At 44.1% G+C, this 24,876-nt stretch carries 19 protein-coding genes and 2 tRNA genes; 7 read left to right on the forward strand and 14 right to left on the reverse strand.

Annotated features, from left to right (window positions below):
* Both I5M27_RS08840 and sdaAB read right to left on the reverse strand, forming a co-directional pair.
* Entirely contained in the window at positions 1-1,452 is a 1,452-nt protein-coding gene (locus tag I5M27_RS08840; protein ID WP_200505826.1) for a TolC family protein, read from the reverse strand.
* Between the two features lies 1 nt (position 1,453).
* A complete protein-coding gene (gene sdaAB, locus I5M27_RS08845; protein ID WP_200505827.1) occupies positions 1,454-2,128 on the reverse strand; it encodes an L-serine ammonia-lyase, iron-sulfur-dependent subunit beta in 675 nt (224 codons plus the stop codon).
* Between the two features lie 353 nt (positions 2,129-2,481).
* Here sdaAB and I5M27_RS08850 point away from each other — a divergent pair, with 353 nt between their 5' ends.
* Positions 2,482-3,450 (forward strand): tryptophan 2,3-dioxygenase family protein, encoded by a 969-nt coding sequence (locus I5M27_RS08850; protein ID WP_200505828.1) that lies wholly within the window; start codon positions 2,482-2,484, stop codon positions 3,448-3,450.
* A gap of 663 nt (positions 3,451-4,113) precedes the next feature.
* Here the strand turns inward: I5M27_RS08850 and I5M27_RS08855 are convergent.
* Positions 4,114-4,578, reverse strand: coding sequence for a hypothetical protein (locus tag I5M27_RS08855; protein ID WP_200505829.1), 465 nt, complete (start codon positions 4,576-4,578; stop codon positions 4,114-4,116).
* Between the two features lie 362 nt (positions 4,579-4,940).
* Between I5M27_RS08855 and smc the strand changes: the two genes are divergently transcribed.
* Positions 4,941-8,465 (forward strand): chromosome segregation protein SMC, encoded by a 3,525-nt coding sequence (gene smc, locus I5M27_RS08860; protein WP_200505830.1) that lies wholly within the window; start codon positions 4,941-4,943, stop codon positions 8,463-8,465.
* A 93-nt stretch (positions 8,466-8,558) separates the two neighbouring features.
* On the opposite strand, the gene I5M27_RS08865 is transcribed toward smc, so the two are convergent.
* Positions 8,559-9,221 (reverse strand): hypothetical protein, encoded by a 663-nt coding sequence (locus I5M27_RS08865; RefSeq protein ID WP_200505831.1) that lies wholly within the window; start codon positions 9,219-9,221, stop codon positions 8,559-8,561.
* A 239-nt stretch (positions 9,222-9,460) separates the two neighbouring features.
* Here I5M27_RS08865 and I5M27_RS08870 point away from each other — a divergent pair, with 239 nt between their 5' ends.
* Positions 9,461-10,534: a PAS domain-containing sensor histidine kinase gene (locus I5M27_RS08870; protein ID WP_200505832.1), complete on the forward strand. Its 1,074-nt coding sequence runs from the start codon at positions 9,461-9,463 to the stop codon at positions 10,532-10,534.
* A gap of 58 nt (positions 10,535-10,592) precedes the next feature.
* On the opposite strand, the gene I5M27_RS08875 is transcribed toward I5M27_RS08870, so the two are convergent.
* The 7 genes from I5M27_RS08875 to I5M27_RS08905 all read right to left on the reverse strand — a co-directional run bounded on the left by I5M27_RS08875 (position 10,593) and on the right by I5M27_RS08905 (position 17,311).
* Positions 10,593-11,006 (reverse strand): response regulator, encoded by a 414-nt coding sequence (locus I5M27_RS08875; RefSeq protein WP_200505833.1) that lies wholly within the window; start codon positions 11,004-11,006, stop codon positions 10,593-10,595.
* Positions 11,007-11,155: 149 nt separating this feature from the next.
* Positions 11,156-11,704, reverse strand: a complete 549-nt coding sequence (locus tag I5M27_RS08880; RefSeq protein WP_200505834.1) for a 1-acyl-sn-glycerol-3-phosphate acyltransferase — start codon at positions 11,702-11,704, stop codon at positions 11,156-11,158.
* Positions 11,705-11,809: 105 nt separating this feature from the next.
* Positions 11,810-12,439 (reverse strand): outer membrane beta-barrel protein, encoded by a 630-nt coding sequence (locus I5M27_RS08885; RefSeq protein ID WP_200505835.1) that lies wholly within the window; start codon positions 12,437-12,439, stop codon positions 11,810-11,812.
* Between the two features lie 390 nt (positions 12,440-12,829).
* On the reverse strand, positions 12,830-14,506 hold the full coding sequence (gene hutU / locus I5M27_RS08890) for a urocanate hydratase (RefSeq protein WP_200505836.1): 1,677 nt from the start codon (positions 14,504-14,506) through the stop codon (positions 12,830-12,832).
* Positions 14,507-14,575: 69 nt separating this feature from the next.
* Positions 14,576-15,352 (reverse strand): patatin-like phospholipase family protein, encoded by a 777-nt coding sequence (locus I5M27_RS08895; protein WP_234462454.1) that lies wholly within the window; start codon positions 15,350-15,352, stop codon positions 14,576-14,578.
* Positions 15,349-16,188, reverse strand: coding sequence for an MBL fold metallo-hydrolase (locus tag I5M27_RS08900; RefSeq protein WP_200505837.1), 840 nt, complete (start codon positions 16,186-16,188; stop codon positions 15,349-15,351). The genes I5M27_RS08895 and I5M27_RS08900 overlap by 4 nt, the downstream gene beginning before the upstream one ends.
* Positions 16,189-16,327: 139 nt before the next feature.
* The gene (locus I5M27_RS08905; RefSeq protein ID WP_200505838.1) at positions 16,328-17,311 is read right to left on the reverse strand and encodes an acetyl-CoA carboxylase carboxyltransferase subunit alpha; all 984 of its coding nucleotides are present in this window, start codon (positions 17,309-17,311) and stop codon (positions 16,328-16,330) included.
* A 224-nt stretch (positions 17,312-17,535) separates the two neighbouring features.
* On the opposite strand from I5M27_RS08905, the gene I5M27_RS08910 reads away from it, so the two are divergent.
* From I5M27_RS08910 to I5M27_RS08920, 3 genes are all read left to right on the forward strand, one after another.
* Positions 17,536-17,609: transfer RNA gene (locus I5M27_RS08910), tRNA-Asp, on the forward strand.
* Between the two features lie 375 nt (positions 17,610-17,984).
* A tRNA-Asp gene (locus tag I5M27_RS08915) sits at positions 17,985-18,058 on the forward strand.
* A 175-nt stretch (positions 18,059-18,233) separates the two neighbouring features.
* Entirely contained in the window at positions 18,234-18,665 is a 432-nt protein-coding gene (locus I5M27_RS08920) for a hypothetical protein (protein WP_200505839.1), read from the forward strand.
* Positions 18,666-18,708: 43 nt separating this feature from the next.
* Here the strand turns inward: I5M27_RS08920 and I5M27_RS08925 are convergent, their stop codons facing one another.
* From I5M27_RS08925 to I5M27_RS08935, 3 genes are all read right to left on the reverse strand, one after another.
* Positions 18,709-19,059, reverse strand: coding sequence for a hypothetical protein (locus I5M27_RS08925; protein WP_200505840.1), 351 nt, complete (start codon positions 19,057-19,059; stop codon positions 18,709-18,711).
* A 716-nt stretch (positions 19,060-19,775) separates the two neighbouring features.
* Positions 19,776-20,213 carry a helix-turn-helix transcriptional regulator gene (locus tag I5M27_RS08930; RefSeq protein ID WP_200505841.1) on the reverse strand — a complete coding sequence of 146 codons (438 nt, stop codon included), beginning with the start codon at positions 20,211-20,213 and terminating at the stop codon, positions 19,776-19,778.
* 662 nt (positions 20,214-20,875) lie between these two features.
* Positions 20,876-22,576, reverse strand: coding sequence for a L,D-transpeptidase family protein (locus I5M27_RS08935; protein WP_200505842.1), 1,701 nt, complete (start codon positions 22,574-22,576; stop codon positions 20,876-20,878).
* A gap of 269 nt (positions 22,577-22,845) precedes the next feature.
* Between I5M27_RS08935 and I5M27_RS08940 the strand changes: the two genes are divergently transcribed.
* The gene (locus I5M27_RS08940) at positions 22,846-24,768 is read left to right on the forward strand and encodes a M1 family metallopeptidase (protein WP_317193573.1); all 1,923 of its coding nucleotides are present in this window, start codon (positions 22,846-22,848) and stop codon (positions 24,766-24,768) included.
* The last annotated feature ends 108 nt before the right edge of the window (positions 24,769-24,876 follow it).

Raw genomic sequence — 24,876 nt, forward strand, 5'->3', positions numbered from 1 at the left:
TTAGAACGTGATCGGTTTTCCCTGGTAAAAGTCGAGAATTTTCAGCTTAAATGTATAATCGTATTTTGCCTGAATAATATCGGACTGGGCTTTTATGTAATTATTTTTGGAAACATTGAAATCGGTGCTGTTCAGAATACCGTTATTAAAGCGGATCTCGGCGTTTTTATACGCTTTTTCGAAAGACTCCAATTGTTTTTTTGCAGCTACATATTTTTTCTGCGCAGCTGTAGCATCGGCATAAGCCTGTTCCACTTTCTGACGAAGATTGTTTTTCTCGAGCTGCAGATTCAGTTCCGCATTCCGTACCGCTACCTGCGAACGCTGCACGCCATAACGCGCCTGAAAACGGTTGAAGATCGGAATGTTCAGGTTCAGGCTTATATTTTTGCTGATATTATCGTTGAACTGATCGGCAAAAAGGTAATCATTCACGATAAAATTGGGCGTAGGCGTATACACCACCGAAGGCGAAGTGCCATCCGGATTCTGAAAAAAGACGAACTGATCGTAGCGCACGCCGGAAACCGTAGTTGCCTGCCGCCCGCTCGAATAACCGGTAGAAACTGATCCGATAAGTGATAACCGGGGATAAAAAGCCCCGCGCGCAACATCCACTCCTTTCATAGCGCTACGAACCCGCAGGTCGGCAGCATTGATTTCGGGTTGGGTCTGCTGGGCCGTTTCATAAACCTGCTGCGCATTAAAGCCGATCACACTCTGGTCAGGTTCCGGAATAACCGGTTTTTCGACCTCGAAATTCGTTTTATCCTGCAGATCCAGCAGCTGCATTAAATTCAGCTCGGCAATGTCTTTGTTGTTCTGCGCGTTTATCACGTTCAGTTCGTCGGCGGCTACCTGTGCGTTTATTTCGAGCAGATTGGTTTCGGCCACACTACCGGCTTTAAAAAGTTTCTCCGTTCGCAAGGCCTGGCTTTGCGAAGAGCTTAAATTGAGTTTAGCCGTAGTTAGTAATTCATCGTTAAAAAGCACTTGCATGTAAGCCGTCACGATATTAAGGATCATGTCGTTTTTTGCTTTGGCCAGATCGGCCTGGCTTGCTTTTTCGTCTATCTGGGAACGGCGCAAACTGTTTTTTAACTGCAAACCCGAAAACAACACCACACTTCCGTTCAACCCAAGGCTGGTAGACCAGATATTCTGGTTCACGAAGTTATTGGTAAACGGATCGATGGAGCGGCCGGAACGGAAGTTTTCGGAGGCATTCGCATTCAGTTCGGGCAGCAGGCTGGCCCGGGAATCTTTTAAATTTAACTGGCTTACTTCCGTGTTTAGAGCACTTAACTTTACCTGTAAATTATGCTGCAGCGCATGATCTATAGCTTTTTGTAAGGTCCAGCGCGTTCCGGTTTCACTTTGGGCGCTGGCCGGGAAATAACCGGCCAGTACCAGGGCCGCTATTAAAATCCTTTTCTTCGATATCCGAAACATATTAATCGATATTGGGAATATAGGTTACATTTTTTACCCACTTCAAATGCCGCAGATATTCCAGCGCAACCGGGCTTATGCCGCTGTCCATTTCAATAAATTGCCGGGCCATTTCGTTTTTTCCTTTGCGGGAAACGTTCATGGTGGCAATGTTGCAATCGTCGTGGGCAATTACGTCGGCAATAAAGGCGATGCTGCCTTTTACATCGTCGGCATCTATAATTAAAGTGTGCAGACTAGCTGAAAAATCCGCTGAAAAGCCATCTGCTTCCACGATCCGGATCACGCCGCCGCCCCGGCTCTGACCAATCACTTCCACTTCGCGACCGCAACCTTTCAGGTTCAGCTTTATGGTATTCGGGTGCATGGTAGAAGCATTGCCAATAGAGCGGAAGGTATATTTCAACCCTTTTTCATGAGCAAGTTCAAAAGCATCTTTGATCCGTTTGTCGTCGGTTTTGAAATCGAGCAGCCCGGCCAGGATCGCTTTATCGGAACCGTGGCCTTCGTAGGTGCGGGCAAACGAATTATAGAACGTGATGATGGCTTCTTCGGGCAAACACCCCAGAATGCGGTTGGCAGCGCGGGCAATGCGTACGACGCCCGCCGTATGCGAACTGGATGGGCCAATCATAACCGGACCGATCATATCGAAAATGCTGCTTTTTTCAGCCATAACAGGTAAATGGGTAAGAATTATATTCCAAAAATCAAATTTAGCAATTAAGCCGTAGTTTGTTCTTCTTTGTCAGAAAATTCTGCTCCCCGTTTTGAATCATTATAGCCTTCGTGTTCTGAAACGGTACAGTTTTCTGTCTCAAAACCGGACACTTCTTTCACCTTTCATTTCCCGTTATTCCCTTAAAAACGGTATACTTTCAGGGTTAAAAAGTGCTGAATAGGAGAATGAAAAACGGAAGATCAGGGTATTTTGAGCGAAACACGTAGTTTCTTTTGTAAGAATATTCTGCTTACCAATACTTTTTAGTTTATTTGCACCGCGTTTGCATTCACGATTATAGTGCCAAAATGAACCACGAATTTAGCCCCGAGGTGCTGAAACAACTTAAGCGCCTGGAAGAAAAATATACCGCCGACGGGCAGGACCTGGCCGGTTACCTGGAAGGTTTGTACCATACCGAGTACCTGACCTACTGGGATTATATTCACCTCGATACGCTGCTAAGCCTGCAGAATCCGAAATCGAACATTCCGGACGAAAAGATCTTCATCATGTATCATCAGATCACGGAGCTTTATTTCAAGCTTTGCCTGAACGAATACGAACAGATCGGCAATAAGTCAGATATTAAAGTAGAGGAAATTATCATGCGTCTAAATCGCATAAACCGCTACTTCGAAAACCTGACCGACTCCTTCGATGTGATGGTAGATGGCATGGACCGCGAGCAATTCCTGACCTTCCGGATGGCTTTAATGCCGGCTTCCGGTTTTCAGAGCGCGCAGTACCGCATGATCGAAATTGCCTCTACCGACCTGCGTAACCTGACCGATAAAGACAAACGGGCTGCTTTAGGTCTGAACTCCACCCACGACGAAATGATGGGCTGCATTTACTGGAAAGCCGGAGCCACCATGGCCGAAACCGGCGTAAAAACCCTAACGCTGCTGCAGTTCGAAGAAAAATATACCGACTTCCTGATCAAGTTCGCCCACGAATACAAAGATAAAAACGTGTGGGCCGTAGTTAACCGTTTACCTGAAGCCGACCGCCATAACGAAAAGCTGATCAAGCAGTTAAAAATGCTGGATAGCAACGTGAACGTAAACTGGCCGCTGATGCATTATAAGAGCGCCGTACGTTATTTAAAGACCGATCCGAACAACGCAATTGCGGCCACCGGCGGCACGAACTGGCAAAAGTACCTGCCTCCAAGATTCCAGAAACGCATTTTTTACCCTGAAATCTGGACCGAAGAAGAAATGGAAAACTGGGGCCATGGCTGGGTAGAAAGCGTGCTAAGTGAAATGCGTTAATTTAATGTGCTAATTTTTTAATGTGCTAATGTGCTGTTTATAGCATGAAGCTTTTTAATAAAAAAAACCTCACTGGTGAAAACTGGTGAGGTTTTTTTATTAAAAAACAACAAGAAGCCGCTTTGAAGATGGGTGCTAATATTATGAATTTTGCGCTAACGCAGTATTAACTATCTGAATTTTAAAGTATTCGTTGACGATACTATTTTTATTAAAGTGAGAATTGTAGGTATCTAATAAAAACCAATGCACAAATAAATATAAGAAAAGAGCAGCCAAGTAAATAAATCAGCAATAGTTTAAGATCAGCCCTACTTAGGAAAATTAAACAGACTGGAATTATTAGTAAGATCAATATACCGTAATTAATCCTATAACTCCAATATAACATTAGCAATAATCCTGTTAATGCGATAAATGCCCAAAACACATTCAAATAAAAATCAAGGTTTTTCCTAACATCACCTTTCTTTCTAAGTGCAATGAACGCTATTAAAATAAACGGCAAAAGTAAAACCATACCAAAAGGTAAGGTATAGATCGCTTCTTCTATACCTTCTGAAATTTTGTAAACCGAGAAAATTATCAAAATTATCGAAAATCCAATTAGTTGAAAATAACCTAAAAGATTATTGAGCTTTTGCATAATTTAAATTCAATTCTTTAAAACTTCCGCTTCAAAATCTCCGCTAAAACCACTGCATTCCGAGCGCCTTCCGGATTCCGGAGCATTTGCGCAAACACGGAAACCGGCCGCGGTTCTCGTTTCTGAAAAACCGTTCTTTCCTGTCGCCGGCGTACAATATCTTCGCGTTGCCCGGTAAATTCGCCTAAAACGCTTTCCTGCGATCTTCCCATTGGCACCTGGGTTTCCAATGATTTCCTTCTGGGTTCCTGCACTTCCAGCGTTCTGGCAACCCGCGGCTCTGAGCGTTCCAGAATTTCGGGTTCCGGTTTAGGCCGGTGTTGTCGCAGCATTTCTTCCAGCGACGTATTGGGTTTCGGGACGAATGGTTTTTTATTTGTTGCTGCGGGCTGATCAAACGCTTTCGAAAACATCCGGATAATCCAGATCGCCAGCCAAACCACCGCTACCAGCCCGAAAATAATTAACTGAATTCCTTCCATAAACCGCTATACTTTTTTGCTCCCAAAAGATACCGTTTTTTACGCGATTTATGCTCCTTATGAACCAATTTCTGAATTATTTCTCCCGAAAAAGCCTTAAATTTGTAGGTTGATGTGTTTTGCTGAAAACGCGTTTTAGGTCATCCCGAGCTTGCCGAGGGAACTAACGGATACTACTATGGAATTTGCGCGAAGAGATAAATTTCTTGCCTATGGTCTTGAGATTACCTTTCGTGTGGGTCCGGTACGCGTTAGTTCCCTCGGCAAGCTCGGGATGACGCAAAAATTTTAAATGACAAAAAAACGGTAGGAAAAACCCTAAAAAAGTGCTTCAGCAAAAACAAGAATTGTAGCGAATAGGAATGCAAGTATCGAAATTAGAAATTAAAGGATTTAAAAGCTTCGGCGATAAGGTTACCTTAAACTTCAACGACGGGATTACCGGAATTGTGGGGCCGAATGGTTGCGGAAAATCCAACATTGTGGACGCGATCCGGTGGGTGCTGGGTGAACAGAAAACCCGGAATTTGCGCTCCGATAAAATGGAGAACGTGATCTTTAACGGCTCCAAAAACCGCAAGCCGGTGCAAATGGCGGAGGTTTCCCTCACCTTCGACAACGACAAAGGCATTCTACCAAGCGAATATTCGCAGGTAACGGTTACGCGTCGCTACCACCGCTCCGGCGATTCAGAATATATGCTCAACGGCGTTACCTGCCGCCTCAAAGACATCAACGACCTCTTCCTCGACACCGGTATCGGCTCCGATTCTTATGCCATCATCGAGCTGAAAATGGTGGATGAGATCCTGAACGATAAGGAAAATTCGCGCCGCACGTTGTTTGAAGAAGCGGCTGGTATTTCCAAGTTCAAGGTTCGGAAAAAGCAGACCCTGAAGAAGCTGGAAGAAACTGATGCCGACCTGGAGCGCGTGGAAGACGTGTTGTTCGAGATTAGTAAAAACCTGAAAAGCCTGGAACGTCAGGCGAAGATCAGCGACAAATATTTCAAGCTTAAGGAAGATTACAAAAAATACAGCCTGGAATATGCGCGCCGTTCAATGGAGCAGCACCAGAGCACCTTGGAGCGTTTGGAGAAGGAACTGGAAAAGGAAAGCACGCAGAAAACCGATATTTCGGAACTCCTGAACCAGACCGAAGACCAATTACAGCAACTCAAAAATCAGCTCGACGAAACCCAGCAAAACCTGAGCGCGAGCCAGAAAAATATTAATGACCAGACCTACAGAATTCGTCAACTGGAAGCCGATATTAAGCTGAAAAGTGAACGTTGCGGCTACCTGAAAGAACGCGTTCTGAATTTGCAGCAGCAACTGGCGCAGGACAAAGTGAACCTCACTCAGACGCAAAGCTCGATCGAGCAACTGGAAGGCGAAGTGGAAGCGGTTCAGGAAAATTTCCTGGCAGCGGAAGAACAAACGCAGGCGCAACGTGTGCACATTAACGAAGCTTCGACTTATAAAAATACCCTACAGAACCAGTTCCAGGAAGTTTCGGCGCGTTATAAAACCAAGCAACAAACTGTTTTCAACCTGAACAAGGACCTGGAAATTGCGCAGGTGCAGATCGTGCATTTGCAGAACGAGATCGAGAAACTAGAGCAGCTTTCGGGGTCGGAAGAAGACGTGGCGCGCCAGTTTGAAGAGAATTTAGCGGACCTGCAATTTGAGCTTTCGGAGAAAAATTCGGAACTGGAAAAATTCATTGCCGAGCAGGAACAGATCCGCACCGACATCAACAACCTGGAAATCGAAATTCAGACTGAGAAAACGGAACTGGCGGAATTAAGCCGTAAAACCGACTCGAAAAATAACCAATACAAGCTTACCAAATCGCTGGTCGATAACCTGGAAGGTTTCCCGGATGCCATTAAATTCCTGGTGAAATCAAAGGACTGGAATAATCCGGCACCGCTCCTCTCCGACCTTATTGTTTGTCAGCAGGAATATAAAGCCCTGATCGAGAGTTATCTGGAGCCTTATATGAACTTCTTCGTGGTAGATACGCCGGAAGATGCGTTGCAGGCGATCACGCTTTTGAACAACCAGAATAAAGGTCGCGCCAACTTCATTATCCTTTCGGAAATTGCCGATATGGAGCTGGAGCCAACGGTTTCGGAAGGCAAACTGGTGGCGGCTTACGAAGTGGTTTCGGCGGATCTGAAATACGACGAACTGCTGCGTTATATGCTCAACGAAGTTTTCATCAGTAACGTAAGCGACGCGAGTTTCTTCTCCGGTGACGGCAGAACATATATTCTGAACGACGGCTCGATCATTAAAAAACCGCTTTCCGTTTCCGGTGGTTCGGTTGGTTTGTTCGATGGGAATAGGATTGGCCGGGCGCAGAACCTGGAAAAACTTGCCGAAGAACTGACCGAACTGCAGCAGAAAACCGAGCTTCAGAAAAGCCTGGTAAATACCAAACAACTCGTTTTGCAAAACCTGAAAGCTGCGTTGGTGCCGCAAACAGTACGCGAAATGGAGAAAAAAGTGGCTGAAATGCAGCAGGAACTGATGGGCGTGCGCATCCGGCAGGAACAGTACCTTTTGAACCGTAAAAACCAGCTGGATCAGAAGGAAGAAATGCAGGAACGGTTAAACGACCTGCGCTACAAGTTCCAGGAAATGCGTCCGGAAGCGGAAGCCGGCAAAGAAGAACTGGAATTGCTGGAAGAAAACATCGGGAATTTAACCGACCAGATCAACAAGCAGAACGAAGTTATCGGGAATTTGAACGCTGTTTTCAACCAGGAAAATATTACCTATCACCAGCTGAAAAACCGCCTGAGCAGTTTGCAGCAGGAAATTATTTACAAGCAGAAAAACCTCGAAAACAGCACGCTTCGCATTCAGACCCAACAGGAAGAACTGGAACGCGCCGAGATCGAAATTGAGAACTCGGAAAGTTTCGTGGAAGAAAATTCGGATGCTTTGATCGGTTTGATGGCGGAAAAAGATGTGGCTGCCAAGCAACAGGAAGAAGTTGAAAAACAGTACTTTACCCTGCGCGGCGAAATTGACCTGAAGGAAAAACAACTGCGGGAAATGCAGCGCAACCAGCAGCTCGGCAACGACCTGATGATGCAGATGCAGAACACCATCAACGAAACCAAACTGAAACTGGTAGCTGTGCTGGAACGTCTTTCCGCCGAATTCAATTTAACGCCGGAAGACCTGCAAAACTCCGTGGAACCGCTCGAAATTGAAACCGAAGAACTGAGCAAGAACATCCAGACGGTGAAACAACAACTTGACAATATTGGTCCGGTAAACCCGATGGCGGCGGAAGCTTACCAGGAAATTGACGAACGCAACAACTTCATCCGGACCCAGCGCCAGGATTTGCTGAACGCGAAGGAAATTCTGGTGAAAACCATTGAGGAGATCGATACGGTGGCGAAGGATAAATTTATGAACTCGTTCCTGGAGATCAAGGAGAACTTTAACCGCGTGTTCCGCAGCCTGTTCTCCGAAGACGACAGCTGCGACCTGGTGCTTGTAGACCCGAGCAACCCGACGGAATCGAAGATCGAGATTATGGCGCGCCCGAAAGGTAAACGTCCGCTCACGATCAACCAGCTTTCCGGAGGCGAAAAAACCTTAACGGCTATTTCCCTGCTCTTTGCCATTTACCTGCTCAAGCCGGCACCGTTCTGTATCTTCGACGAGGTAGATGCCCCGCTCGACGACGCCAACATCGACAAGTTCAACAACATCATCCGGAAATTCTCCGACAGCTCGCAGTTCATAGTAGTAACCCACAACAAACGCACCATGGCTTCTACGGATGTGATGTACGGGGTGACGATGAAGGAACCTGGGGTGAGTAGTTTGATTCCGGTGGATTTGAGGCAGTTGGCTTAAATAAATTGTTTGTTTATTATTAAAAAAGCCGTTTCAAATTATTTGAAACGGCTTTTTTATTCGGATGGGTTATTACAATTTCAAATTATTAACTTAATACCTTATTGAAGCTGTAACAAACATTTCACCAAGTAATATACCTTTAGGAATAGGGATTTGTGATTCGTTTGTACCTGTTTTTTTTCCTTTAATATGAAAAGAAACAGGTAAAACGATAAGCGAGTTTTTGGATTTAAGCACCCAGTTTTTCTGACTTGAGAGTAAAACTTTAATTATTTCAGGACCAAAAATATTTTCAGGATCATTAATAATATTAATATTCTGGATTCCGTTCACACTGTCTAACTCGAATTGAACAAATACTTTTCGCTGAATTTTTGAAGACAATGCCCTGGCTGGGTAATGGATATTTAAAGTGAAATTTTTATAAAACTCCGTAAGTCCGCCCTTATAATCCGGAGTTATGTTTTCATCTAAATGAATTTGAAAATTACCAATGGGAACTTTTAACTTCTCATCAAGATACCCCAAAGCTTTAATTATAATATAATCGCTTGTATCATTTGGGATTTGGAAAAACCCCATAATATTAGGCTTAATTTCTTGTTTAGTTTTTTCTGAAAAAATAGTAGCGTCACCGATCGGTTTTTGGGTATTTTTATTTAATACTCTTCCAACAATTAAAGTTTGCGCATTTGAAAATTCAATACTAAGGATTAAAAATAATAGTAATATTTTGTAGGTCTTATTTTTCATATTTTGGTTTATAGTCTAATTTTTTTGATTTACTCTGGTTACAAAACGCTATCCCTTCCACCCCAAAAACTACCTTACCCTATTCTCCGGATACTTCGTCGTAACAGTCCGGTAAAATTCTTTGATCTTTTCGATATCGCTAGTTAAATAAAGACTTCGAAGATAATAAATTTAAACACAAGAAAATTCCTGCGAGATTCCTTACTTTCGACTTATTAAATCTCCAGCCTTATTTTCCGATGATCGATGCAAATTTTAAATACGAACTATTTTTTGAGTTATCGCCTGATCTGTTGTGCATTGCTGGTTACGATGGCTATTTCAAAAAGATAAACGCCGCCGTTCCGAAACTGCTTGGTTATTCGCTGGAAGAATTGTATTCCCGGCCCATCAACGATTTTGTGTATGAGGAAGATAAATTAACTACCGCATCGGTCCGGAAAGAATTAACCAAAGCCAAACCCCTTCGCAATTTTGAAAACCGCTACGTAACCAAATCCGGGGAAATTGTATGGCTTTCCTGGACTTCCCAACCGGTAGAAAGCGAAAAAGTGATTTTTGCCATCGCAAAAAATATTACCCATAAAAAAAAGCAGGAAGCGGAAAGGAATTCATTATTGGCCGATCTTACCAAGATAAATAAAGAGCTGAAGCAATTTACCTATACCACTTCCCACGATCTGCGTTCGCCGGTCAATAATCTACTTTCAATTTTCAGCCTGATCGATGTTTCCCGGATCGGTGATCAGAAAACGGCAATGTTTGTAGAGACCCTGAAATTAGCCGGCGATCAGTTACGGCAAACCATGGACAATTATGTGGATGTCTTGATCGAAAAGCACAATGTTCAGGCCAACGTGGAAGAAATTGACCTAAAGGAAAATTTGCAGGAAGTGCTTCAATCTATCAGTTCCCTTGTACAATCTTCCAAAGCCACCATTCACGTAAACTTTGCCGAAGCGCCTGCCATCCGGTTCAATAAAGTTTACCTGAAAAGCATTTTTCTGAATTTAATTACCAATGCTATTAAATACGCCCGGCCCGATCTGTTGCCGGAAATTTCTATCTATTCGGAGCAGGTAAACGGTATCAAAAATTTAGTGGTAGCCGATAATGGGCAGGGTTTTGACCTGGAAAAAGTAAACGACAGGATCTTCGGGCTGCATCAGAAATTTCATGACCAATCCGATAGCAAAGGCATCGGCCTTTATTTAGTACATAGCCACGTTACCAATTTAGGCGGCCAAATAAATGTAGAAAGTAAACCGAACGAAGGTGCGAAGTTTATTATCTCGTTTCCGAGGGAATTATAGCTTGTGCATTTTACTGAAAATTACGGCAGGAAAAATATTGCCATCAGAATACCAAAACCTATGCGTATTTATTCTTCATAATTACAATATCCCGCACGATCTGGTTTAATTTATCAAGCGTAAAAGGTTTCCTGATCAGTTCAAAAACAAGATTGCAGCTTTGCGCCCGCACCAGATCCGATTCGTTTACCGAGGAAGTAAGCATGTAAATAAAGCACTTGTTTCTGAGCTGCGCTTCATACGGTTTCAGTTTTTCCAAAAACTCCCAACCACTCATAGCCGGAATATGCATGTCTAAAACGATGATCTCCGGCAAGTTGTCTGTCTCCAGATCCTGCATTAAAGTAGTAAGTGCTTTCCGCGGATCATTAAAAATAGAACAACCATTGGAGTAATGACTTTCCGTAAAAATATATTCCGACGAAAGCAGACAAATTTCGTCATCATCGATTAAATAAACTTTACTTATCATCTCCTATTATTATAAGTTGTAATATTTGCGGTGTAATTTATGAGCTTAAAACCATAGCGTTTTTCAAAGCTATGGTTGGTGATTTAAATGTGCTTTAAGCAAATTCTTTTTTACTGAACTACAAAAACGCTATCCTTTCCACCTCAAAACTATCTTACTCCATTCTCAGGATACTTCGCTGTAACTGTCCGGTAGAAGTCTTTAATCTTTTCGATATCGCCATCCACGTCGCCGGTCGGGTAAAATAAAGGACCCACGCCGGCTTCCTTTTTCTTGTAATCGAGGTAGCCTAAGGCAATGGGCACACCTGCTCCGAAAGCAGCGTGGTAGAAACCTTTGCGCCAGCGCGGCTGGTATTTGCGGGTGCCTTCGGGCGTAACTAAAATTACCAGTTGTTCGCGTTCATTAAACAAATCGATCATGGCATTTACCAGGCTGTTGTTCTTTTTGCGGTTTACCGGCAAGGCGCCCATTTTATCTAAAAGCCAGCCCAGCGGCCCAACCATGGCTTCGCTTTTTATGGTAAATTTTACCGGCAGATCCATTAAATAAAACGCGCCGCGGGCGAAGATAAAATCCCAGTTGCTGGTATGTGGCGCGGCCACCATGATGCATTTTTTTACTTCCGGCGGCACGTTGCCCACTTGTTTCCAACCGGCTGCTTTAAATATAATTTTTGCTAAAAACTTTCCGAACATGGTATTATGAGAATAGAAAACAAAGTTAGGAAATAATGCTACAGCGCGATACAAAAAAAGTCAGGCTTACAGGCCTGACTTTTTGGTTCGTTTCCGATACCATTTCTATTTGGTAGGTAAAACCCGCGTTGGTACCCACAAATACGCCTGAATACCAACATTGAGAACCGGGCCAAACTGACTGTCTTTTGTATTCACATCCGGGTTATCTACCCGCCCCTGCACATAGGTGAAACTCAGCAAAGGTTCAATCGCGATCCGTTCGTTCAGGAAGTAGGCATAACCCACACCCAAGGCTGCACTTTTTATATCCGTTTTATTTCCATTTTTTACTGTATTTACTCCGGCATTCACGTTCAATTCGCCGAATAAGCCATTATTAAGGTAATAACGCACAAACGGCCCGGCCAGTAAATAGGTGTTTTTAGAGCCGAAACGGGTAGAATCGATGTTGATGCTGGTATGTTCTACCGCGGCATTCAATCCCACGGCAAAGTCGGGCAGGAAGAAATAACCGGTTTTAGTGGCAAATCGCACTTCGATCAGGTCGCCGGTTTCTTTTTTACCGGTGTTCAGGTTGTCGCGGGAAAATTTCTGGTACGAAGCACCCAGGTTGCCGCCCACCATAATAGAGCCGTCTTTGATCTTGGCACTGATAAGAGAACTTGTGTTTTGCTGGGCAAAAGCGGCAAAACTAAAAGCGAGGAAAAAAGCCAGCGTAAGTAATCTGCGCATAAAAGGGTAATTAGAAGTATTGAGGTTTTGTTTTTTTACTTCCTTATACGCGTTTCCTTAATTCAGGGCGAAGTTCTATTAAAGATTTGCTATATATTTTTTTAAGACAGTTTTAAAGCCTGAAAGCATAGCGTTTTTTAATTAATGATTAGTAATGAATAGATAAAACAAATCTTAAAAAACTGTTCATGTTGAATGTTAATTAAAATACTTATCAGTGATTGGCAATACCTTGTTTCTGAAAGCAGATCAAGTTTTTCAGCGCTGCACTTGCAACCTTTATCCTCTCTCTCGCTCACTTGTGTTCAGTGTAAAAAAAAACAATATTTATAAATGAAAAAAGCCGCTGCTTTTTAAAGCAACGGCTTTTTAAAAATTCAGGAACAAAAACTATTTCAGGCGTTCTTTAATATCCAGCCGGTGCTTACGCGCAGTATCTGCGGCAATGTCGTAACCGGCATCGAGGTGACGCAGTACGCCCATGGCCGGGTCGTTGTGCAATACGCGCTTTAAACGGATCTCGGCATCTTCGGTACCATCGGCAACAATTACCATACCCGCGTGAATGGAATAACCAATGCCTACGCCACCGCCATGGTGCAGGGAAACCCAACTCGCGCCGCCGGCGGTATTGATCATCGCGTTCAGTACCGGCCAGTCGGCAATGGCATCAGAACCATCTTTCATGGCTTCGGTTTCGCGGTTTGGCGAAGCTACGGAACCGGTATCTAAGTGGTCGCGGCCAATAACGATCGGGGCTTTTACTTTTCCTTCGCGCACCAGTTTATTGAAAGCCAAACCGGCAATTTCGCGTTCGCCCTGGCCTAACCAGCAGATCCGGGCCGGTAAACCCTGGAAGGCAATGCGTTCCTGCGCCATTTTTATCCAGCGGGCCAACGATTTATTTTCCGGGAAAAGCTCCAGTAAAACCTCATCGGTAACCCGAATATCTTCCGGATCGCCGCTCAAAGCCACCCAACGGAAAGGACCTTTGCCTTCGCAGAATAACGGACGGATATAAGCCGGTACAAAACCCGGGAAATCAAACGCATTTTCAACGCCACGCAGATCGTGGGCTTGTCCGCGCAGGTTATTGCCGTAATCGAACGTTACCGCGCCGCGTTTCTGAAGTTCCAGCATTTGCTTTACGTGGCGGGCCATGGTATCTAACGATTTTTCAACGTACAATTCTGGGTTCTGCTGGCGCAAAACGTTGGCTTCTTCCACGCTCATGTTTTCCGGGAAATAACCTACCAAAGCATCGTGCGCCGAAGTCTGGTCGGTTAGCGTATCCGGAGTAATATTCCTGTCAAGCAAAGCCTGCAGAAGATCTACGGCGTTGCAAACTACCCCAATCGAAATAGCTTCGCCGTTGGCTTTGGCTTCCAATGCCCAGCTAATGCCTTCTTCAATGGAATTGGTCATTTTATCGAGGTAGCGCGTTTCCAGACGTTTCCGAATGCGCCATTCTTCCATTTCAGCGGCCAGGCAAACGCCTTCGTTCATGGTAATAGCTAACGGTTGCGCGCCACCCATTCCGCCTAAACCGGCCGTTACGTTCAAGGTACCTTTTAAACTTCCACCAAAATGCTGGCGGGCCACTTCAGCGTACGTTTCATAAGTTCCCTGCACAATGCCCTGCGAACCGATGTAGATCCAGGAGCCAGCCGTCATCTGGCCGTACATGGTCAATCCTTTGGCTTCCAGTTCGCGGAATTTTTTCCAGTTGGCCCAGTGCGGCACCAGCATGGAATTAGAGATCAGTACGCGCGGCGCATCTTTATGCGTAGGTAAAATGCCTACCGGTTTTCCGCTCTGTACCAATAGCGTTTCATCTTCTTCCAGGTCTTTGAGCGCTTTCACAATTAAGTCGAAGGCTTCCCAGTTGCGGGCTGCTTTGCCGGTTCCGCCATAAACAACCAGGTCTTCCGGCCGTTCAGCCACATCCGGATCGAGGTTATTGTAGAGCATGCGTAAGGCAGCTTCCTGCACCCAGCCTTTGGTGTTCAGTTCGGTACCGGTAGGCGTTTTGCCTTTCTTAGAAATGTCGGTAATTGTAATTGCCATAATGTATTAAGCGCTAGAAAAACGGTATGTTTTTAGGTAGAAAAAGTCTGAAAGCGAAGATACAAATTTTTAGTAAGCCGCTAAAGGTTTAAGCTTGTCTTGCAAAGAAAGGGTGTATTGGTAGCCAATGTCGAAAAGTTCCTGGCCTTTGCTGTAATTGAGCAGGTTATATCCTTTCAGTTCCGGCGCTTCAATTAACAGATCGCAGAATTTATAACGGGCCTGCACATTGTTGTTTATGGCCAGGTGAAACGTGCGTTCGATCATGCTTTTTAACGTGGTAACGCGCGCCTGGTGGTTCAACGGATTGCAGTGCACGCCTATCACAAAATCGCAACGATTGGTCAGGCATTCTACCGGCATATTATTCAGCAAACCACCGTCTAACAACTGCCTTCCCTGGTAAACTACCGGCTGGTAAAGCAACGGAACCGAACACGAAGCCAGAAGCGGTTTCATGAGTTTTCCTTCCGAAAAATATACCACTACGCCCTGGTCAATATCCGTTGCCGTAATTACAACTTCATATTTCAGATTCTCAAAACTGATATCGCCCAGGTATTTCAGCAGCACTTTTTCCACTTCGTCCAGGTTCATCAAGCCGAAACGACTGAAAGCCGGCCGCATGAGCCTGCCTACGTTGGTTTGCTGAATGATCTTCAGAATTTCCTTGGGGTCGTATCCGGCACCGTAAAACGCGCTGGTAATAGCGCCGGAACTGGTGCCGGAAAGTACTTCCACCGGAATATGCATTTCCCGGAGCGCCTGCAAAACGCCCAGGTGTGAAATACCCCGCGCCGCGCCGCCCGAAAACGTTACGCCTACCCGCCGTTGTTTTGGAATCAAAGCTCAGTTAATTTGAAGGTATTTTCCAGCCTTACGCCTTTTTCGGTTTGGGTTACGGTGGCGCATTCGTTTACCGCATCGTGTTCAAAAAAAAGTACGTACTTATCGGCTGCCGCTTTGGTCAGGAAATCTTCTTTTTCGGCTAAAGTCAGCAAGGGGCGCGTATCGTAGCCCATTACGTAAGGAATTGGCAAATGCCCTACCGATGGCAGCAAATCGGCCATGAAAACCAGGTGCTCGTTTTTATATGGAATAATGGGCAGCATCATTTTATCGGTGTGCCCATCCATATACAGAATATCGAACTGGCTGAACGGCGAACGTTCGCCCCGGTCAATAAATTTCAAGTGGCCGCTTTCCTGCATGGGCAGAATATTCTCTTTCAGGAATGAAGCTTTTTCGCGTGCATTCGGAATGGTAGCCCATTTCCAGTGATCTTCGTTGCTCCAATACGTGGCATTCGGAAATGTTAATTCCAGGCCGCCGCTTTGGTTATTTTTCACGCCGCCGCCGCAATGGTCAAAATGCAAATGCGTCAGGAAAACATCGGTGATATCTTCCGGCGAAAAACCGGCTTTCTTTAACGAACTATCAAGCGTAGCATTGCCGTGCAGGTAATAATGGCTGAAAAATTTAGCGTCTTGCTTGGTGCCAATACCGTTATCGATCAGGATCAGCCGGTTGCCGTCTTCGATCAGTAAACAGCGCATGGCCCAGGTGCATAAATTATTTTCGTCGGCCGGGTTGGTACGCTGCCACAAGGTTTTCGGCACTACGCCAAACATGGCCCCGCCATCCAGCTTAAAAAATCCGGTATCTATTACGTGCAGATTCATTTGTTCGGTTCTTCGTATTTTCGAGGTTCGGTCTTTCGACTTTTTCGCCGGAAAACCATACCATTTTTGGACCTCGTCTCCTGTAATAAAACAACAAAATTCCCCTTCAGCAAGTTTTAAAGGGGAATTTTGCCGGGAATTAGATAATGGTATAATTATTCTCGATGCCGCCGGCCAGTTCGTTTACCACGCCCATGTTCGAGAATTTATCGATGCGCTGCGAAATACGTTCCTCCGGATCTATTGCTTCCAGCTCGTCAATGGTTTCCAGGATTTTCTTTTTCAGCGTCTTGATCATTTTTTCCGGATCAGTGTGCGCGCCGCCGAGCGGTTCTTTAATGATGCCATCTACGAGCTTATGCTTCAACATATCGGTAGCCGTTAATTTAAGAGCCTCTGCTGCTTGTTCCTTATAAGCCCAGGTGCGCCATAGAATAGTAGAGCAGTTTTCGGGAGAAATTACCGAATACCAGCTGTTTTCCAGCATTAAAACCCGGTCGCCAATGGCAATACCCAACGCACCACCCGAAGCACCTTCACCAATCACGATACAAATTACCGGTACGGTAAGGCTGAACATTTCCTTCAGATTGCGGGCAATCGCTTCACCTTGTCCACGTTCTTCGGCTTCTAAACCAGGAAATGCGCCCGGCGTATCGATCAGTGTAACGATCGGTTTACCGAATTTTTCGGCCATACGCATTAAACGCAGCGCTTTCCGGTAACCTTCCGGGTTGGCCATCCCGAAATTACGAAGCTGGCGCTGTTTGGTATTACGTCCTTTCTGCTGCCCGATAAACATGACCGTGCGGCCATCCAGCTCGCCAAAACCACCCACCATGGCTTTATCGTCGCTCACGTTCCGGTCGCCGTGCAGTTCAATAAATTTCTCGGCCATACCCTGAATGTAATCTAAGGTATATGGTCGGTCCGGGTGGCGCGAAAGCTGCACCCGCTGCCAACGGGTAAGGTTGGCGTATGTTTCTTTTTTAAGGGTTTTAATTTTATCTTCCAGCGCTTTTACAGCTTCCGAAACGTCAACCTGACTTTCTTCGGCCAGTTTTTTCATTTCCTGCAATTTGCCTTCAAGGGCAGCTATGGGTTGTTCAAAATCTAAGAGCATAGGGTTTTCTCCGTTTTAGTATTGCAAAAGTAAAAGATTCCGCGTAGCGAACGGTATTTTTACGTAAAATTCCTTTGGGTCTGAAAATAATTCCGCTGGAAATGAACCGCTTAAAAAAAACTTCCGGAAAAATATTGCACCGTAAATTTCTGCCTTCTACATTTGCATCATCAAAACGGAATAAAGCGCTTTAAAACGCTACGGTTTGAAAGTTAAAAAGTATTGGTCCGGTAGTTCAGTTGGTTAGAATGCCGCCCTGTCACGGCGGAGGTCGCGGGTTCGAGTCCCGTCCGGACCGCAAAAAGGTCCCGAAGCAATTCGGGACCTTTTTCGTTTTATAGCGTTACAGCAGCATTTGCCGGAAATACAAACGGTATCTTTTATCGCTTAAAAACTCTTATAAAAAAATATTTCGCCTCTTAAAGTTCGCTCCAGCCTGCTGCCATTTTAAAAATCTCAGGTGTCAGGGTTGCCAAAGCTGAGTTTTCGGGGCTGATTAAATCCAATCCGGAAACCACCGCATTTTTTTTCGGGCTCATTATCAGGCATTAACCATTTTTACAAAAATATTTCTTCCTGAATATTGCATAATTAAAATTAACCTTCTACATTTGCATCATCAAAACGGAATAAAGCGCTTTAAAACGCTACGGTTTGAAAGTTAAAAAGTATTGGTCCGGTAGTTCAGTTGGTTAGAATGCCGCCCTGTCACGGCGGAGGTCGCGGGTTCGAGTCCCGTCCGGACCGCAAGAAAGCCCTTCAGCAAATGTTGAAGGGCTTTTTTTATTGGTTAAATCTCTTTTATTGTATTCCTCGTATATTGCCTTTCAGCAACGCTGGTGCAGTTAGCACAATGTTTTAACAAATTTTTTGATTTTTAAATTTAAGAATGCATCTTTGGTAAAACGCTAAAAACGACCTTATGTATCTCATATCCTGCTTGCCACAGCTGGTATACCAGAAAGATAGGCATGAAATTGAATACTACGACAAGTTTAGTACTTTGCAGTTAAGCTGGTACGGCCACGTAAACAGCGACATGTACATGCATATGCTGGATGAGATGCTTAAACTTGCTATTGAATATCAAACCAAAAATTGGCTGATCGATGCCCGCGACGTTGATTTTATGGAGTTGGGAGAAAGCAGCTGGACCTACGAATATTTCAGAAAGAAAGTATTGAATTGCCCTTTACGAAAGGTGGCTCGTCTGGCCAGTGGCAATTTTGAGAACGAAACCTACATCTCAAGCTTTATTTCCAGTGTGCTTAAAGGCCAGGATCTGCCCTATCAATTTAGCTATTGTCCGGATTCAAATGCCGCTTTCGAATGGTTTACTAAAAATAATAGCTAAAACAAGTACTGGTAGTATGGCAGGTAATTTAGCCGAAAAGCTGTTATTTTATTTCTTTTTCCCGCAAACCATTATAACGGATTATCCGCATGATCAGGGTTAGCAGGATCGCTTCTATTTTCTCTTCTTCCGTTTTGGGGGTCTGAACCTTCTCTCCTTCCGGTATAAAGGTAATTTTAATGAGCGAAGGCGCTTTCAGCTTCATTTCTACCTGTTCGAGCTGCCACTGATATGCGCTGATCTCCATGAGTTCAGCAATATTTTGCCGACCATATATTTCTGCCCGCTGATTTTCCTGCCGTATAGCCTCCAGCAACCCATCCATATCCTGAATATCATCCTGAATGCTCGTGAGAAAAGTTAAAATATCGGCCTGCACAACGCTACTTGACATACTTGATTAAAATACATTAATTTAAAAAAGAGCCGAATATTCCGGATTAAAATTAACGGAATAAACAAATTTAGGTTCCTAGACCTTTATAAATTCCTAACAACTTCTCCGGCAGCCTAAACTGCTTCTGGTAAAGTTGTTACAACTCTAATTCTCTGATACCCTATTCAGCCAAAAACAGGTAGCCGGCAAATGAAGCGACCACAAGTTTTATAAAGCCAAAGCGATCAGGTATTCCTTCGATTTTTGCTTAAGAGTTTCAATATACTTAATGCAATATAGCATTATCTATTAAACAATCTATTCACTTGATCAGAAAAATTATATTAGAATAATAACACTGAACCTTCCATCCTATATTTTCCCTGCCATTTTCCATTCATAAAATCACATTTCATTTTTAACATCTCATGCATATTTAAATATAGAACATGTGCATATTTAATATAGGATCTATTATCAACAAAAATCTTATGCATTTATAACTAATAAACCTGGAAGCTGGCACATTTTTTTTTGTAAAGACCGGAATCCCGGCAAGGCTCTTTAAGGAAGGTCAGAACCAGGATATCTTTCAGTTTGGAGATTTTAAAACTTGGTGCGCTTATTAAAAACGGTATAGAATTAGATGAAAAAACTAAGGAGCGGATATACTATGAACCGGGTTGAATAACAGTCCAATTTTAACATTGAATAAAATAGACCACAAAATAATCCTATCCTTTTTCAGAAGGACAGAATTCGCTGAATGTATTATCTGCGTAAAAGAAAACAATCCGAATAACTTTTTGGGAATTGGTTAATTGTGGTAAAGCCAAGGGTTCAGGCTGAACATTATTAGAAGTATTCCGGGTTATTGGAGCTTCAGCAACTACGAGTTCCTCATCCTGCGCTTGCGATTTAACCTCTGCTGCCAATACATTTTCAGGCTGCTTCGCTGCTATTGATTTTAGCATTTCGCCGTTTCCAAATAAAAGCCACTCTAGGTTAAGGTCCGGAAAGGCCGCTCCAATCTTTTGTACTACTTCCAGGCTGGGCTTATTACGTTCCGAAAAAATATGACTAATTACAGGCCTGGAAACACCTACCAGATCAGCAAAGTCAGCCGGGCTTAAATTAAAAAAGGTAGCAATTTTACGCAGACGGTCGGTCAAAAACTTAAGCTTTTAATATTACTGATTGTAAACCTGAAGATAAACAAAAGTTCAGGAATAGAAAAATGCAGCTTAAAACAAAATAAAGCCTTCATTCATTTTAACCTTCATATAAGGTAGTTTTAAATGCTCATTATGAGCATGGTATAAACACTTAGATTTAATATACCACATGCTATTTACAATTGTAATACAAATGTAAATTACTATTTACATTTGTATTACAATTGTAAACCTGGAAATGATGCAACCAAACTTAATTTCAAGGTGAGTGCACACCACTTATTGACCATCAGAGAAAATGCCAGCTACTATTCAGGCCTATAGACAGTTTGTCAGTCGGTTGAGTTAAAAGCAGATTGTTATTTTTCCTGGGCTAAAGGAATAAATCAGGATCAATTAATTTTAGAATCTAGAAAAAGCGCTTAAGCTTTTCTCGTTGGCAGAAACCTAAAAATATGCTTGCACCAATACGCAGGTATTTCCAGTACCAGCTTAAGATAAATTAAAATTGATCAGGCGAAATTTGAAATATACCTAGTTTAATCACTAAGAACTATAAATACTGTTATATATCTGAAATTTATTCGCACAAATAATAAAACAAAAAAGCCTGACCTGCAATACAGCAGGTCAGGCTTTTAAAATTACAATTCAGGATGCTAGTTAAAATATTCGTTTTTTAGATCATTGTCGTGTCCATACAGGTCTTTCCGGAAATGAACGTTGCCATCGGCATCGGCCCAGCTGGTGAAATACACAATATAAACCGGGATCTTCTCTTTCAGGTTTACCCACTGCTCTTCTCCGGCGTTCATGGCATCGGCAATTTTAGATTCGTTCCAGCCGGGTTTATCCTTCAGCAGATAGTTTGCCAGCTTGGCGGGTTGCTCCAGCCGGATACAACCGTGACTGAAACCGCGCTCGGTCTGGCTGAATAGTTTATCAAACGGGGTGTCGTGCAAATATACATTATACTCGTTCGGGAACATGAATTTAACCAGCCCCAAAGAGTTTTTAGGTCCCGGCCGCTGCCGGACCAGGTATTTAAAGTTTTTGCCGTTTACGTTAGCCCAATCGATAGACGAAGGGGAAATGCGCTTCAGGTTCTTGCCGTTGCCGCTTACAATTTCCATATCCTGGCTGGCAATAAAATTCGAATTCCGCAGCATTGCAGGTTTTACTTCGTTCTCCAGAATCGAGGCTGGAACATTCCAGTAAGGCGAAAAAACCACGTATTCCAGTTTATCGCTAAAGATCGGAGTTGAGTTCAGGGTTTTACCAACCACAACTTTCATATCCAGGGCTTCCTTTTCGTTTTCATAAACCCGAAGCATGTATTCCGGAATATTTACCAGGATATATTTATCTCCAAATCGCTTCGGTATCCAGCGCCAGCGTTCCATATTTATTACGATCTGCTCGATGCGGTCGTCGATGCTGACGTTCATGGCCTTGAGGGTTTGCCCTCCTACCACGCCATCTACCGCAAGGCCGTTTATTTCCTGGAACTTACGAACCAGCTGATCTAAACTTTCATCGAAAACGGTATCGGTTTTAGCTGAAAAACTACTGGCTTTGGCCGGATCGTATTCTAATAATAATCGTTTCCGAACTGTATTTACTACCGGAGAATTATCGCCAAGCTTCAGGCTTTTTACTTCCGGTATTTCCGGCCAAGGACCTTTAGCCTGCATGTCGCGGTACTTTTTAAGTGCCGTTCTCAAACGTTTATAATCTTCGTGCAGCGGAGCAAATTCGTAATAGGGGTAGCGGCTCTCGCGTTCTTTCAGAATGGTTTGCAGGGCTTTGTTCAGCTTTATTTTATTTCTTTTTACCCGCCAGCTTATGCCTTTCGTTTTGCGCGGATTAACGATGCCCCGGTAAAAATCAGAGCCATAATTAAAGTAAGAGGCCGTAAGAGCGACGTCAATCTCCTGTTGTTTTTTTAAACGTTCGGCTTCGTCGCGGGTGTTTTCATAATCCTTGAACATTTTCGGATAATCCATGAACTGGTAATCTTTCGGGTTCAAAGCTTCTTCTTCGGCCCGGCCAATAAATTCCACCAGGCTGTTGGCCTGGGGTACCAATTGCCCTTTTTTAAACCAACCCAGTTTCCAGTCACGGTCGCGGTAAAACACGCGTACCAGCTTTTCGTGCTCTTTAAATTCCGGGTGCTTTTTTACATAATCTATCACCTGCACACTATCCAGTTGGGTAAGCTGAGCAGAAGATCCGGAAGTGTTGGTTTGCTGTTGTTCGCCAGATTCAGAAACCTGGCCAGACTTCTTGTTACAGGCGAAACTCGAGAAAAGTATAATGTTAAAAAGCAGGATAAACCTTACTCTACTGAGGTAATTCATAAGTGTTTGCAGATGGTTGAAGTTTATTTTCGGTGATATAGTTGCGGTTAAGAGCGGCGTTATGAAGTATAGTTATTTTCTAATTATTACTTCCTTATCATCAAAAATGTTCGGCTCTTTCCGGTAATGCATTATGTTTCTGATTTTGGCCTTACTTTTTACCAGAAAAACCATAGCGTTTTATCGATTTAAGCCAAGTTTGAAAAAGAGCCGGAAACTCCTTTTCGCGGGATGCATTATTCCGGAAGCATTTTTTTAAATATATTGCCGTGAAACCAGAATCTTACCGTATGACTTACCGCACTTCCCTCGTGCTTTTAGCAGCTGTGGCCCTTTTACAGGCGGGCGGATGTAATTCCAAAAAATCTAAAACCGAAACTATGATAACCCAAACCGAAAATCAGGTCGCACAAGCGAACCACGACTCCCATAGCTATTCTAATCCGCAGGCGGTAGCCGTTTCGCATTTAGACCTGGATATTGAAGTACTTTTCGATCAGAAAATTTTGCGCGGCACAGCCAAACTGGATCTGAACCGGAAACAGCAAACCGATAAATTGGTACTGGATGCCCGCGGCCTGAAGATCACAAAAATAACCGATGGCGGCAGCGGCGCTGAACTGCAATTTAAACTGGGAGAAAATAAGGAGGTATTCGGACAGCCGCTCCAAATTACCCTGAAACCAGAAACCAAAAGCGTAGCGATCCAATACGAAACCTCGCCGGAAGCTGCCGCTTTGCAATGGCTCGATCCGCAGCAGACTGCGGGTAAAGTTTATCCGTTTATGTTTACGCAGTCGCAGGCTATTTTAGCGCGTACCTGGATCCCGTGCCAGGATAGCCCCGGCGTGCGATTTACTTACAATGCCAAAGTAAAAGTGCCGAAGGAAATGCTGGCGCTGATGAGTGCCGAAAACCCGGTACAAAAATCAGCGGATGGCGTTTATACTTTTAAAATGGACCAGTCCATTCCATCGTATTTAATGGCTTTATCGGTGGGCGATCTGGCGTTTAAAACCTTGGGCGACCGCACCGGTATTTATGCCGAACCGGTTTCTTTGGAAGCTGCGGCTTATGAGTTTGCGGAACTGGAGAACATGCTGGTTACTGCCGAAAAACTTTACGGAAAATACCGCTGGGACCGTTACGATCTGCTTTTGCTGCCGCCAAGTTTCCCGTTCGGTGGCATGGAAAATCCGCGCATAACCTTCCTGACCCCTACCATTATTGCCAAAGACCGTTCGCTCACCAGTCTGGTAGCACATGAACTGGCGCATTCCTGGTCCGGAAATTTGGTGACCAATGCTACCTGGAACGATTTCTGGCTGAACGAAGGCTTTACGGTTTATTTTGAGCGCCGCATTATGGAAGCCATGTACGGAAAAGATTATGCCGACATGCTGAAAGTTCTGGGCATGCAGGATTTGAAACGCACGCTGGAAGAACTTGGCTCCGATAATCCGGACACCCGCCTGAAACTGAACCTGGAAGGCCGCGACCCGGACGATGGCTTAACCGATATTGCATACGAAAAAGGCAATTACTTCTTACTCAATATTGAAAATGCTGTAGGCCGCGAAAAATTCGATCAGTTCCTGAATGGCTATTTCCGGAAATTCGCTTTTCAAACCATGACTACCGATGCCTTTATCAAATACCTGGAAGCGGAGCTGATAAAACACGACCCGGAACTGGCGCAGAAAATAAACTACGAAGCCTGGATCTTTAAACCTGGAATTCCGAAAAATGCGATACAGGTAAATTCGGCGCGGTTTGAGAAAGTAGAAAAAGCGGCTACAGACTGGAAAAAAGGGCAACCTGCTTCTGCCATTGCAACCAAAGAATGGTCGAGCCACGAATGGCTGCATTTCCTGCGCGCTTTACCGGAACAACTTTCAGCAACGCAAATGGAAGAACTCGACAAAACTTTCCGGTTCACCAATTCCGGGAATTCCGAAATTCTGGCTGCCTGGCTCGAAATCGCGGTTAAAAACCAGTACGAGCCGGCCAGTAAAGCCCTGGAAAACTTCCTGGTAAATGTAGGCCGCCGTAAATTCCTGATCCCGCTTTACAAAGCTTTAATTGCTTCGCCGGATGGCAAGGATAAAGCCCGGGCCATCTATGCCAAAGCCCGCCCGAATTATCACGCAGTAGCAACCAGCACCCTCGATGAACTTCTAAAGGAAAAATAATAGCATTTGTTACAATCTCCTATTTTATAAAACCGGCGGGCCTTTGTCAGCCGGTTTTTTGTATAAAAGCATAGCGTTTTACCCGCTCTTCGAGCCGGTCCTGTTTTT

This window comes from Adhaeribacter terrigena (assembly GCF_016623615.1).
GTDB lineage: Bacteria > Bacteroidota > Bacteroidia > Cytophagales > Hymenobacteraceae > Adhaeribacter_A > Adhaeribacter_A terrigena.

Bases quoted from the DNA above. Each gene is read 5' to 3' on its own strand.
- I5M27_RS08840 (WP_200505826.1), bottom strand. From the start codon at position 1,452: ATGTTTCGGATATCGAAGAAAAGGATTTTAATAGCGGCCCTGGTACTG.
- sdaAB (WP_200505827.1), bottom strand. From the start codon at position 2,128: ATGGCTGAAAAAAGCAGCATTTTCGATATGATCGGTCCGGTTATGATT.
- I5M27_RS08850 (WP_200505828.1), top strand. From the start codon at position 2,482: ATGAACCACGAATTTAGCCCCGAGGTGCTGAAACAACTTAAGCGCCTG.
- I5M27_RS08855 (WP_200505829.1), bottom strand. From the start codon at position 4,578: ATGGAAGGAATTCAGTTAATTATTTTCGGGCTGGTAGCGGTGGTTTGG.
- smc (WP_200505830.1), top strand. From the start codon at position 4,941: ATGCAAGTATCGAAATTAGAAATTAAAGGATTTAAAAGCTTCGGCGAT.
- I5M27_RS08865 (WP_200505831.1), bottom strand. From the start codon at position 9,221: ATGAAAAATAAGACCTACAAAATATTACTATTATTTTTAATCCTTAGT.
- I5M27_RS08870 (WP_200505832.1), top strand. From the start codon at position 9,461: ATGATCGATGCAAATTTTAAATACGAACTATTTTTTGAGTTATCGCCT.
- I5M27_RS08875 (WP_200505833.1), bottom strand. From the start codon at position 11,006: ATGATAAGTAAAGTTTATTTAATCGATGATGACGAAATTTGTCTGCTT.
- I5M27_RS08880 (WP_200505834.1), bottom strand. From the start codon at position 11,704: ATGTTCGGAAAGTTTTTAGCAAAAATTATATTTAAAGCAGCCGGTTGG.
- I5M27_RS08885 (WP_200505835.1), bottom strand. From the start codon at position 12,439: ATGCGCAGATTACTTACGCTGGCTTTTTTCCTCGCTTTTAGTTTTGCC.
- hutU (WP_200505836.1), bottom strand. From the start codon at position 14,506: ATGGCAATTACAATTACCGACATTTCTAAGAAAGGCAAAACGCCTACC.
- I5M27_RS08900 (WP_200505837.1), bottom strand. From the start codon at position 16,188: ATGAATCTGCACGTAATAGATACCGGATTTTTTAAGCTGGATGGCGGG.
- I5M27_RS08905 (WP_200505838.1), bottom strand. From the start codon at position 17,311: ATGCTCTTAGATTTTGAACAACCCATAGCTGCCCTTGAAGGCAAATTG.
- I5M27_RS08920 (WP_200505839.1), top strand. From the start codon at position 18,234: ATGTATCTCATATCCTGCTTGCCACAGCTGGTATACCAGAAAGATAGG.
- I5M27_RS08925 (WP_200505840.1), bottom strand. From the start codon at position 19,059: ATGTCAAGTAGCGTTGTGCAGGCCGATATTTTAACTTTTCTCACGAGC.
- I5M27_RS08935 (WP_200505842.1), bottom strand. From the start codon at position 22,576: ATGAATTACCTCAGTAGAGTAAGGTTTATCCTGCTTTTTAACATTATA.